We start from the raw sequence: 12,006 nt of genomic DNA on the forward strand, positions 1-12,006 counted from the left end.
TCAATAAAGATGTCATTGAAGAAGGAACTTTTCCATTCGCGTTCGGTTCGGCGCCTATCTCCGAAGCCAATTATTCAACCGGACGGATCTCATAATGACGATTTTGATAACTGGAGGATGCGGCTTCATTGGTCGCCACGTTGCCGAAGAACTTCTGAAAAATGGCTACGACGTGCGCATTCTCGATGCGCTGATCGACCAGGTGCATGGCGACGCCGAAGTCAGCCTGCCTGATGGAGCCGAGATCATCCAAGGCGATGTCAGAGACAAGGACGCCGTGCGCGCGGCGCTTGCCGGTGTGAACGGCGTCATCCATCTCGCCGCCGAAGTCGGCGTCGGACAGTCGATGTACGAAATTGCCCGCTACGTCGGCTGCAACGATCTCGGCACCGCGGTGCTCCTGGAAGCCATGATCGGCCTTCCCGTCAAGACGATCGTCGTCGCCTCATCGATGAGTGTCTATGGAGAAGGGCTCTATCGGACGGTCGATGGAAAGCGGCTCGGCTATGTCAGGCGGCGCATGCAGCATGTCAAGCAGGGCCGGTGGGATCCGCTTGACCAGGACAACCGGCCGCTGACACCGGTCGCCACCGACGAGGAGAAACCGGTCGATCTTGCGTCCATCTACGCTTTGACGAAATACGCCCAGGAGAGGCAGGTTCTGATTTTCGGTGAAGCCTACGGGCTTGATGCCGTCGCCCTGCGTCTCTTCAACGTTTTCGGCGCGGGCCAGGCGCTTTCCAATCCTTACACCGGCGTGCTCGCCAATTTCGGTTCGCGTCTGGCCAACGCTCAGCCGCCGATGATCTTCGAGGATGGCAGGCAGCGGCGCGATTTTGTCCATGTCCGCGACGTGGCGACAGCTTTCCGCCTGGCTCTGGAAAAACCCGCAGCCGCCGGTCACGTGCTCAATATCGGCAGCGGCCAGGCCTATTCGATCGCCGATGTCGCAACGCTTCTCGCCGATGCCATGGGCGTGCCCGAGATTGGCCCGGACATCATGAACAAGGCGCGTTCGGGAGACATCCGCAATTGCTTCGCCGACATTTCCAAGGCGCGCGAACTGCTCGGCTTCGAACCGAAATATCGTCTCGAAAATGCCCTCGCTCCCTTCGCCGAATGGGTGCGGCAGACCGGGGCGGTCGACCGTGGCGCCGAAATGAAGCGGCAACTGGAAGAGCGGGGGCTGGTTTCATGAACAAGGCCGGTTCTCGAGCATCCGATCACCAGGAGACGAGGCAGTTCGGTTTCGTCGAATGGTTCCGGCCCGGAGAATATGAGCGGGCTGAGGTCGCGCTGCCGGATATTCTGGAAAGTGGCGCCAGTTATCTCCGCACGCATCTTTCCTGGGCGGAATATCTGGCGCCCGGCGGCCAGCAATGGTTCGATTGGCTGATCCCGCGTATCGGCAGTGAAATCGACCTTCTGCCGTGCATACACTATACCCCGCCTTCCCTGTCCCGGACGGGCAGGTCTTCGGGCCCGCCGATCGATCTCAAATCCTATGCCGACTTCGTTGATCATGTCCTGACGCGCTATGGCCGCTATATCAGCCATATCGAGCTCTGGAACGAACCGAACAACCTGCTTGACTGGGACTGGCGCCACGACAGCGACTTCCTGCTTTTCTGCGAAATGGTCGGAGGCGCCGCCTACTGGGCGAAGCAGAGGGGCTACAAACCGGTGCTTGGCGGCCCGTGCCCCTTCGATCCCTATTGGCTCAATCTGATGGGTACGCGCGGCGTGCTCGGCGTGGTCGATGCGGTCGGCTTCCATGGCTTTCCCGGAACCTGGGACAGCGAGGAGGCAAGCTGGGGCGGCTGGGACATGCATCTCGGAGAGATGCGTGGGATTATCGATCGTTATAATGCCGATGCGGAAATATGGATCACCGAAACCGGCTACTCCACCTGGCGCAATGACGAGATCGAACAGGCGCGGCGCTTCATCAAGGCCCTGAACGTGCCGGCCGATCGCATGTACTGGTATTCCTGGTGCGACGTGCCGCCGGATGTTCCGGTTCAGGAAGGCCTGTGGTTTGATCCCAGGCATTATCATCTGGGGGCTGTCAGCCACGACAACAAGCCGAAGCTGCTTGCCCGCCTTCTCACGGAAGGAGGCGTCAAGAGGCTGGAGGAGGTCGCGGCCCTTGCCGCTCCCAACATCGCCTCCGGCGCCGCGCCGATCGTCGTCACGGGCGGCAGCGGGTTTGTCGGTTGCAATCTCGCCGACAGCCTGCTCAGCGACGGCGAGGACGTCATCATTCTCGACAGTCTGGCACGATCGGGAGTCGATCAGAATCTTTCATGGCTGAAGGAGCGGCATGGCGGACGGGTGCATCCGGTGCTCGCCGACGTTCGCGATCTGCTGGGCATCGAGGCAGCCTTCAGGGATGCCAAGGCCGTGTTCCACTACGCTGCACAGACGGCGGTGACCACCAGCCTCGTCGACCCGCTCGAGGATTTCGAAACGAACGCGCGCGGTACCCTCAATGTGCTGGAATCGGTGCGCAGGGCAGGCAAACGGGCTCCGGTCATCTTTGCCAGCACCAACAAGGTCTATGGTGCTCTCGACGATCTCGGCCTGGTCGAACTCGGCGATCGTTATCTTCCCGAAGACGAGACCGTCAGGACGCAAGGAATCGGCGAGGATCGGCCGCTTGATTTCTGCACGCCTTACGGATGTTCGAAGGGTGTGGCCGATCAGTATATCCTCGACTACGCGAAATCCTACGGCATCCCTGCCGCCGTCCTGCGGATGAGCTGTATCTATGGGCCGCGCCAGTTCGGCACCGAGGACCAGGGCTGGGTGGCGCATTTCCTGATCCGGGCGCTCGGCGGGGAACCCATTTCAATCTACGGAGACGGCAAGCAGGTGCGGGACATTCTGCATGTCGATGATGCCGTCGCTGCCTATCGGGCGCTGCTTTCCAATATCGAGCGGGTTAGCGGCAAAGCATTCAACCTCGGTGGCGGACCGCGCAACGCCGTCAGCGTGCTCTCGGTGCTGCGCGAGATCGAAGTGTTTGCGGGTCGGCCTGTCGAAACCAGCTTTGGCCCATGGCGCGCCGGCGACCAATTCTATTTCGTGGCCGACACGACGAGACTTGAACAGGAAACCGGCTGGCAAGCCGGAATCGGATGGCGTCATGGTTTGCGGCACCTCGCCGAATGGCTGATCGCCCATCGTTTCGGCGGCCGGCAGATCCGCAGGGAAAAGCGGAAGGTGTCGGCATGAGCGGACACGACCGGAGCAACAGGCACCGCCGCGTGCTGATGACGGTCGACGCCATCGGCGGCGTCTGGCGTTACGCCATGAACTTGGGCGCAGCCCTGAAATCGAACAACATCGAGGTTGTCTTTGCCGGGCTGGGGCCTTTCCCTGCAGACGACAAGGTCGCCGAGGCCGGCCGGGTCGGCAAGCTCGTCTGGCTGGATGCGCCGCTCGACTGGACGGCCCAGACTGAAGAGGCCGTTGCCGAAGTTCCGCGGCTGATCGCCGATCTCGCGCGCCGCGAACAGGCCGATCTTCTGCATCTCAATCTGCCGTCGCAAGCGGCGGGCATGCAAACAAACCTGCCGATTGCGGTGGTTTGCCATTCCTGTGTCGTCACATGGTTTGCCGCTGTCCGCGGACGCGAAGTGCCGCCGGACTGGCAGTGGCAGTACCGGCTGAACCAGGAGGGCTTTGCATGCGCGGACACGGTCATCGCGCCAAGCCACAGCCATGCGAGAGCGATGGAAGCGGCCTATGGAACGATCGGAAATCTCCAGGTCGTTCACAACGCCAGCGCCCTTGCGGTTTCCGACGAACCCAAGCAGGACTTTGTTCTTGCCGCCGGGCGCTGGTGGGACGACGGCAAGAACGGGGCCGTGCTGGATGAGGCTGCAGCGATGACGCGCTGGACGGTGGCGGCGGCCGGCGCGACCACCGGTCCCAATGGGCAGAACATGCGATTTCGCCATGCCGATCACCGCGGCGAGCTTTCGCATGAGCGGATGAGCGCCTTGACGCGGCAGGCGGCCATCGTCGCCTCGCCGTCGCTCTACGAGCCTTTCGGTCTAGCCGCTCTCGAAGCGGCGCGGGCGGGCGCGGCCTTGGTGCTTTCTGATATTCCCACCTATCGCGAGATCTGGGACGGAGCCGCTCTCTTTGCCGATCCGCATCGCCCCGATGTCTTCGCCGATGCTTTCAATTCTTTTGCCGGCGATCCGCAGCAGCGCGCCGCGCTCGGACGAAAAGCGCGTGCTCGCTCTGCCGGCTTCAGTGTCAAGGCTCAGGCAGAGGCGATGCGCTCGATCTATTCCGGCATGTGCGCCCGCGGTTTTTCAACAGCAGCGGAGTGACCATGAAGTTCCTTTTTTACACTCATTCACTGGTCTCCGACTGGAATCACGGCAATGCCCATTTTCTTCGCGGCATCATGCGCGATCTCCAGCGGCGCGGCCATGAGACGCTGGCGCTGGAGCCGCAGGATGCCTGGAGCCGGGCCAATCTGGTGAGGGACCAGGGGCCGGCTGCGGTCGAGGCATTTCACCAGGCATTTCCGCAGCACCGTTCGCGAACGTATGGTGTCGAATTCGACCATGAAGCAGCGCTTGCCGATGCCGACGTCGTCATCGTCCACGAGTGGACGGAACCGCAATTGGTCGAGAGGCTCGGCCGCATCCGGCGCAATGGCGCAACCTTCACCCTGCTTTTCCACGATACGCATCATCGGGCCGTCACCGCCGAGGGCGATATCGCAGGGCTGGCGCTTGACGACTATGATGGGGTGCTGGCCTTCGGACAGACGCTGCGCGAACGTTATCTCAGAGCCGGCTGGGGGAAATCCGTCTTCACTTGGCACGAGGCGGCCGACGACACGCTGTTTCGACCGTTGCCGGAGATCGAGAAAGCCGGAGACCTCATCTGGATCGGCAACTGGGGCGACGATGAACGGTCCGCCGAAATCGGCGAATTCCTGATCCGTCCCGCGAGAGATCTCGGCTTGAACACGGTCGTTCGCGGCGTACGCTATCCCGGCCATGCATTGGACGAGCTGCGCAAGGCCGGCATCGCCTATGGCGGCTGGATAGCCAATGCCGACGTTCCCGCGGCCTTCGCCCGCCATAGGGTCACCGTACACATTCCGCGCCGACCCTATGTCGAACACCTGCCGGGTATTCCGACCATCCGTGTCTTCGAGGCGCTCGCCTGCGGAATACCCCTGCTCTCGGCGCCCTGGAACGACGTCGAACATCTCTTCGAGACCGGCAGCGACTATCTTGTCGTTAGCAATGGTGAAGAGATGAAGAAACGCCTGCGCGATATCCTCTCCGACGCCGATTTGGCTACGAGCATTGCCGCTGCCGGCCTTGAAACGATCAAGGCCCGTCACACCTGCCGCCACCGCGTCGACGAGCTTTTCGCCATCCTGGCGCGCTGCGGCACGCATAGGGTCACCGCAACCCTGCAATCCAGGGAGGCTGCCGAATGAAGATCGCCTTTTACGGTTCAAGTCTCGTCTCCGCCTATTGGAACGGCGCCGCCACTTATTATCGCGGTCTGCTGCGGGCGCTGGCGGAGAAGGGTTATGACATCACCTTCTATGAGCCCGATGTCTATGATCGGCAGAAGAACCGCGACATGGATCCGCCGGACTGGTGCAGGGTCGTCGTCTACGAAGGGACGATTGACGCCCTCAAGGCCGTCACCAGCGAGGCGTCCGAAGCTGATATCGTCGTCAAGGCGAGCGGTGTCGGTTTCGAGGACGACCGATTGCTGGAAGAGGTGCTGCGCAACGCCCGACCCCAAGCGTTGAAGATCTTCTGGGACGTGGACGCGCCGGCGACGCTTGCCGAACTTAGGGCCAACCCAGATCATCCTTTGCGCCGTGCGCTCGCCGGGCTTGATCTCGTGCTGACCTATGGCGGCGGCGATCCTGTCGTGAGCGCATACCGTTCCGTCGGAGCGGCCGAATGCGTGCCGATCTACAATGCGCTGGACCCGCAAACGCATCATCCGGTGCCGCAGGACTACCGCTTCGCCGCCGACCTCGGTTTCCTTGGCAACCGCCTGCCGGATCGAGAGGCCAGGGTCGAGCATTTCTTCCTGGAACCGGCGTCGCGTCTGCCGAACCGGACGTTCCTGCTCGGCGGTTCCGGCTGGCAGGATAAGCCGATCCCTTCAAACGTCCGCTATATCGGCCATGTCCCGACGCGTGATCACAACGCCTTCAACGTGACGCCGATGGCGGTCCTCAACATATCGCGCGCCAGTATGGCGGAGAATGGTTTTTCCCCTGCGACGCGGGTCTTCGAGGCGGCTGGCGCCGGGGCTTGCCTTATTACCGACTACTGGGAAGGCATCGATGTCTTTCTGAAGTCCGGCGAGGAGGTCCTGGTCGCCCGCGACGGACAGGACGTGGCTGCCTTGCTCAGCGGCCTGTCGCACCAAGCCGCACGGGAAATTGGGGAAAGGGCGCGCCGGCGCGTTCTGGCCGAACACACCTATGTCAATCGCGCCGAAACGGCAGACGAGATTTTTCGCGCCCGTCTTGGCGCGCGGGAGGCGGCTGAATGACGAGATCGCTCGATATCGTTTTCCTCGGACTCTCCCTTTCCTCTTCCTGGGGGAACGGTCACGCCACGACCTATCGCGCCCTGATCAAGGGGCTTCGGCAGGACGGCCATCGGGTCCTGTTCCTGGAGCGGGACGTGCCCTGGTATGCCAGCCACCGGGACCTGCCATCGCCGGGCTTCTGCGAGCTTGCCTATTATTCCGATATCGGCGCAATGATCGAGCGTCACGGTGAAAGGCTCGGCAAGGCCGATGCCGTCATCGTCGGATCCTACGTCCCCGATGGTGTGCCGCTCATCGACAGGCTCGAGGCGCTGGAGCCGAAACGCCTCTGCTTCTATGACATTGACACGCCGGTCACCCTCGCCAAGCTCGGTCGCGGTGACGAGGAATATCTGGCGCTGCGCCAGATTCCTTTATTTGACACCTACTTCTCCTTCTCCGGAGGAAGGGTGTTGACGCGGCTCGAACAGAGATATGGCGCGCGCAGGGCCATCGCGCTCTATTGTTCGGTCGACGAGGGCCGCTATGCCGATACCGGCGAGCCCACTTGCTGGGATCTCGGCTACCTCGGAACCTATAGCCCCGACCGCCAACCGACACTGGAGCGGCTTCTGCTGGAGCCGGCGCGCCGCCTGCCGTCGATGCGCTTCGTTGTCGCCGGGCCGCAATATCCCGCCGGGATCGAATGGCCGGCCAATGTCGAGCGCATCGAGCATCTGCCGCCTGCCGATCACGCAAGCTTTTACAGCCGGCAGCGGTTCACGCTGAACGTGACCCGCAGCGATATGATTGCCGCGGGCTGGTCTCCCAGCGTGCGGTTGTTCGAGGCTGCCGCCTGCGGTGCGCCGATCATCAGCGATTTATGGCAGGGTCTCGACGAGCTGCTGCCGGACGGTAAGGCCTTGTTCGTTGCGCGCGCGCCGGAGGATGTCGTGGCGCTGCTGACGGAGCTTCCCGACAGCGACCGCCTGGCCGCCGCCGCAGCAGCGAGAAAGCTGGCGATGAGCAGTCATACCGGTGTCGCACGTGCCGGCGAGCTCGTCCGGGCTCTTTCCGATCGGCCCGCCAAGCGAGCTTTCGACCGTATCTCAGCGTGAAGGAGAGTATCGATGCTTCAAGCCAATCGTCGCGGAAAAGGCAAGACTGTTCTGGTGGCAGGAGGCGCCGGCTTTGTCGGCTCGCATCTATGCGATGCTCTGCTCGGCCGTGGCGACAGCGTCATTTGCGTCGACAGCTATATTACCGGCTCGCGGGACAATGTCAGGCCGTTGATGAACCATCCGGGCTTCCGGCTCATCGAACAGGATATCTGCAAATTCATTGAAATCGGCGAACCGCTCGACCAGATCTATAATCTGGCCTGCGCCGCGTCCCCGCCGCAATACCAGGCGGATCCCGTTCACACGATGATGACGTGCGTCGCCGGCACGGGCAATCTGCTGGCGCTTGCCGAGCGGCACCGGGCCGCCTTTCTCCAGGCCTCGACGAGCGAGGTCTATGGCGATCCCGCCGAGCATCCGCAAACGGAAGACTATCGCGGAAATGTCAGCTGCACAGGACCGCGCGCTTGCTATGACGAGGGAAAGCGCGCCGCCGAAGCTCTTTGCTTCGATATGCTGCGCGCGGGCCGCGTCGATGTGCGGGTCGCCCGCATCTTCAACACCTATGGGCCGCGAATGCAGGCAAATGACGGCCGGATCGTCTCCAACCTGATCGTGCAGGCCCTCTCGGGGAAACCGCTCACCATCTACGGAAGCGGCATGCAGACCCGATCCTTCTGCTACGTCAGCGATCTTGTCGGCGGCCTCAAGGCGCTGATGGATGTGCGGCCGAACCCTGGCGTGCCCGTCAACCTCGGCAATCCCGGGGAGTTCACCATCAACGAGCTTGCGCAGATGATTCGATCGATGGTGCCGGTGCGAACGGCTGTGGCCTACCGACCTTTGCCGAAGGATGATCCTCAACGCCGCCGGCCCGATATTTCCCGCGCGACAGAACTTCTCGATTGGCAGCCGACGGTGCCCCTTGCCGAGGGGCTCAGATATACGATCGACTGGTTTGCCGCCAATTTGGACGATCGTCCCCGTAAACGCGTCGCTGCGCCTCGCCGTCATCGCGCCGCGGCTGCCTCGCAGGCCGCCCCCTTGGACAACTGACGCGGATGCACACGATGGTGAACCTGCAACAGCGTATCAATGAACTGGGCCCCTGGTTTCAGAATATGCGGTTCGGAGAGATCGAAACCGCGCCGGACCATTTTCTCGGCGACTATCCGGCGTTCAAATGGGAAGGCTTCAAACATGTCGTGCCCAAGGATCTGGAAGGACGCAGCGTTCTCGATATCGGCTGCAATGCAGGCTTTTATGCGCTCGAAATGAAGCGCCGCAACGCCGGGCGGGTGTTAGGCATCGACAGCGATCCACGTTATCTCGAGCAGGCCCGCTTCGCCGCCGATCATTTCGGCCTCGATATCGAGTTCAGGCAGATGTCGGTTTACGATGTGTCGAAACTTGGCGAGAGGTTCGATCTTGTGATCTTCATGGGCGTGCTTTACCACCTGCGCCATCCGTTGCTGGCACTGGATCTGCTCCACGAACATGTGGTTGCAGACCTCATGCTGTTCCAATGCCTGCAGCGTGGTGAAGAGCGGATTGCCACGCTGGAAGAGGATTACGACTTTTCGGAATGGAAGGTTTTTAACCGGCCGGATTTTCCGAAGCTGTTCTTTGTCGAAGAGCGTTATGCTGCCGATCCCACCAATTGGTTCATTCCCAACAAGGCGGCGGTCGAAGCGATGCTGCGCAGCTCGGGTTTTGTCATCGAGGCCAATCCCGAGCGAGAAGTTTATCTCTGCCGCCTGGGGCGGCGGCCATATATGGTCGAGCCGCCGCCCGGTTGAGGTGTTCATCCAGAGCGATTGAGCTTTTCACGGAAATGCGAAACCGCTCTAAGTTGTCGTTCGCAACGCCGGACGGAAAACTGTTTCATAGTTTTCCCGGAATTGCTCTAGCGGGTCCAGAATGGTGAAAGGTGCCCGACTGCTTTCGACCGCTGTCGCCGCGGTCCTCCTTGTCTGCCTCGCAACCTGGCTGCTGACAAGTCCGCATCCACGTTTCGCTGCGGGCGATCCCACGCTGACGCCGGGGGATGCCGAGCGCGGCAGAGTGGTCTTTGCTGCAGGCGGCTGCTCCTCCTGTCATGCTTCCCCCGGTCAGCCGGACCGCTTAAGGCTCGGAGGAGATCTTGCCCTGGCCTCACCTTATGGAACCTTCAGAGTTCCCAATATCTCGTCCGACCCAGAGGCCGGTATCGGATCGTGGTCGGTTGCCGATCTCGCCAACGCGCTGATTTCAGGGGTCTCTCCCTCAGGGCAGCATTATTACCCGGTATTCCCCTATCCCAGCTACACGGGGATGACTCTCGGCGACGTCAGAGATCTATACGCCTTTCTGCATACGCTTTCGCCCGTGCCGGAGCGCCCGCAGCCACACGATATTTCCCCCTTGTTTCGCATCCGCCGCTTCGTCGGCTTCTGGAAGCTTCTGTTCTTCCACGAAGGCAGATCGGAAGCAGCGCTGAGCGGCGATCCCGTGCATGATCGCGGTGCCTATCTCGCGGAGACGCTCGGTCATTGCGCCGAGTGCCACTCATCCCGCAACATATTCGGCGCGTTAAAGCCAAAAACCAGGTTCGCCGGCGGAGTGAGTTCTGAAGGTGTCGGCTTCAACCCTAACATCACGCCGACAGGTATCAGCTCGTGGTCGGAGCAGGATGTCGCCGAAATGCTTCACAGCGGCAGGACGCCGGGTCACGGCTATGTCGGCTGGTCCATGGCGGATGTGGTCGAGAATACGGCGGAGCTCCCGGAGGTCGACCGGATGGCTATCGCCCGATACCTGAAGTCGCTGCCGCCGCGCCCGACGTCCCATCCTTGATGCGTATCGCCGATCGAGTGATATTGAAGAACGCGAGAACGGGGGGGATTAAGCTATTATTGATGCAACGTCATCAGGTTGGGCGACGGAACAGTGCAATGGCCGCAACGTTTTGAGTGAACAGGTATAATGTGAGAGGCAGATCGTCATGAATACGGCTTTTGACGAACTCGCGCAAAAGGCTGTCCTGGTCGTCGAGGACGATTACGCTCTCGCCAGCGAACTCGCATCGAAGCTGACAGCAACCGGAATCAAGATAGTCGGGCCTGCACCGAGCGTCGAACGAGCGTTGCAATATATCGAAGATTCCCAAATTGAAGTGGCCATTCTGGACATCAATCTCGGTGGAACGATGGTGTTCCCTGTCGCCGATGCGCTGGCTAAGCGCAATATCCCGTTCTTCTTCGCAACCGGCTACAGCCGTGATGTCGTGCCTCCCCGCTTTGCGGATCGGATTTTCGTGGAAAAACCGCTGGACACGAGCGCGATTTATACTGCCCTTTCCGAGTGCCGAGGTTCGACGGCGAGGTCATCAGGCGGTCAGAAGAATCTCGTTCTTTCCGCTCTTTCTCCGCGAGAAGATGATCTTATCCGGCCGCTTCTCAAGCAGGTTCAGCTGGTTCAAGGCGAGGTTCTTGAAAGGCAGTTTGGAGAGATCACGACGGTTTCCTTCATTGAAAGCGGGACGGTCTCGCTGGTCGCCTCGTCGCTGGATGACTCACAGGTAGAGGTTGGCCTTATCGGGCGTGAAGGGGTAACCGGCACGGGGTTGTTGGAGGGCGATTGGCGCACTCCCTACAAGCTTGTGGTGCAGACCGAAGGAACCGCGCAGCGCACCGACGTCGACAGCTTCCTTCGTCTGACGCAGAGGGCACCGCAGTTGCGATCGCTTTCATCAACGTTTTCAAGGACGCTCGCAATTCAAATTGGTTATACGGCCCTCGCCAACAGCCGATATTCCATCGAACAGAGACTGGCCCGTTTGCTGCTTATGCTCGATGATCGATCGGAAGGCCAGGTGCTGCTTCTGACCCACGAGCATATATCTTCGATGCTCGGCGTCCGGCGTTCAGGAGTTACGGGCGTACTTCCAATTCTAGAAGGCGAAAAACTCATCCGGTCGGTTCGAGGAAAGGTAATCGTCCTCGATCGCGAGGGCCTCATTCTCAAGGCCAGTGGTTCTTATGGCATTCCGGAGGCGGAATACGAGCGGTTGATGGGGTTTTCATTGCGGGGTGGCGAGAATGTTAGAAGGGCGCATGACCAATCACGTCCTCACTTCTACAACCCCCAAATACCGGGTAGGAATAGCCGCTCCTAAATCACAGTGGCGAAAATTGCTGAATTTCGTCACAGACGGGGATCCCATTGGAGGGCAAGTTTTGCACGCCGCAATCGTTCGACCCCAACCCCGTTTTTGGGACGCGCAAAGACTTTTGCAGCGGATGCTGTCGCTAAGAGATCGACGTAAAGTTCTCGCCCCGTCGCAGCGCGGATCCGCCGGCCT

Annotated in this window: 10 protein-coding genes; all 10 read left to right on the forward strand. The window is 60.9% G+C overall.

The window, feature by feature from the left end; all coding sequences use genetic code 11:
- Positions 1 to 94: 94 nt before the first annotated feature.
- The 10 genes from NL154_RS31010 (at position 95) to NL154_RS31055 (ending at position 11,820) form a co-directional block, all read left to right on the forward strand.
- A complete protein-coding gene (locus NL154_RS31010; RefSeq protein ID WP_221147561.1) occupies positions 95 to 1,198 on the forward strand; it encodes an NAD-dependent epimerase/dehydratase family protein in 1,104 nt (367 codons plus the stop codon).
- Entirely contained in the window at positions 1,195 to 3,237 is a 2,043-nt protein-coding gene (locus NL154_RS31015) for an NAD-dependent epimerase/dehydratase family protein (protein ID WP_210633752.1), read from the forward strand. Before NL154_RS31010 ends, NL154_RS31015 begins: the two co-directional genes overlap by 4 nt.
- The gene (locus tag NL154_RS31020) at positions 3,234 to 4,346 is read left to right on the forward strand and encodes a glycosyltransferase family 4 protein (RefSeq protein WP_434734686.1); all 1,113 of its coding nucleotides are present in this window, start codon (positions 3,234 to 3,236) and stop codon (positions 4,344 to 4,346) included. The genes NL154_RS31015 and NL154_RS31020 overlap by 4 nt, the downstream gene beginning before the upstream one ends.
- Positions 4,347 to 4,348: 2 nt before the next feature.
- Entirely contained in the window at positions 4,349 to 5,479 is a 1,131-nt protein-coding gene (locus NL154_RS31025) for a CgeB family protein (protein ID WP_434734687.1), read from the forward strand.
- Complete coding sequence (locus NL154_RS31030) at positions 5,476 to 6,564, forward strand: CgeB family protein (protein WP_434734688.1); 1,089 nt, start codon at positions 5,476 to 5,478, stop codon at positions 6,562 to 6,564. The genes NL154_RS31025 and NL154_RS31030 overlap by 4 nt, the downstream gene beginning before the upstream one ends.
- Complete coding sequence (locus NL154_RS31035; protein ID WP_434734689.1) at positions 6,561 to 7,661, forward strand: CgeB family protein; 1,101 nt, start codon at positions 6,561 to 6,563, stop codon at positions 7,659 to 7,661. The genes NL154_RS31030 and NL154_RS31035 overlap by 4 nt, the downstream gene beginning before the upstream one ends.
- A 12-nt stretch (positions 7,662 to 7,673) precedes the next feature.
- Positions 7,674 to 8,720: a UDP-glucuronic acid decarboxylase family protein gene (locus NL154_RS31040; protein ID WP_221147565.1), complete on the forward strand. Its 1,047-nt coding sequence runs from the start codon at positions 7,674 to 7,676 to the stop codon at positions 8,718 to 8,720.
- Positions 8,721 to 8,734: 14 nt separating this feature from the next.
- Positions 8,735 to 9,463: a TIGR04290 family methyltransferase gene (locus NL154_RS31045; protein WP_434734690.1), complete on the forward strand. Its 729-nt coding sequence runs from the start codon at positions 8,735 to 8,737 to the stop codon at positions 9,461 to 9,463.
- A 121-nt stretch (positions 9,464 to 9,584) separates the two neighbouring features.
- Complete coding sequence (locus tag NL154_RS31050) at positions 9,585 to 10,499, forward strand: c-type cytochrome (RefSeq protein WP_434734691.1); 915 nt, start codon at positions 9,585 to 9,587, stop codon at positions 10,497 to 10,499.
- Positions 10,500 to 10,647: 148 nt separating this feature from the next.
- A complete protein-coding gene (locus NL154_RS31055) occupies positions 10,648 to 11,820 on the forward strand; it encodes a helix-turn-helix domain-containing protein (protein ID WP_210633764.1) in 1,173 nt (390 codons plus the stop codon).
- The last annotated feature ends 186 nt before the right edge of the window (positions 11,821 to 12,006 follow it).

This window comes from Rhizobium sp. YTUHZ044, assembly GCF_051123975.1.
In the GTDB taxonomy this organism is placed as follows: domain Bacteria; phylum Pseudomonadota; class Alphaproteobacteria; order Rhizobiales; family Rhizobiaceae; genus Rhizobium.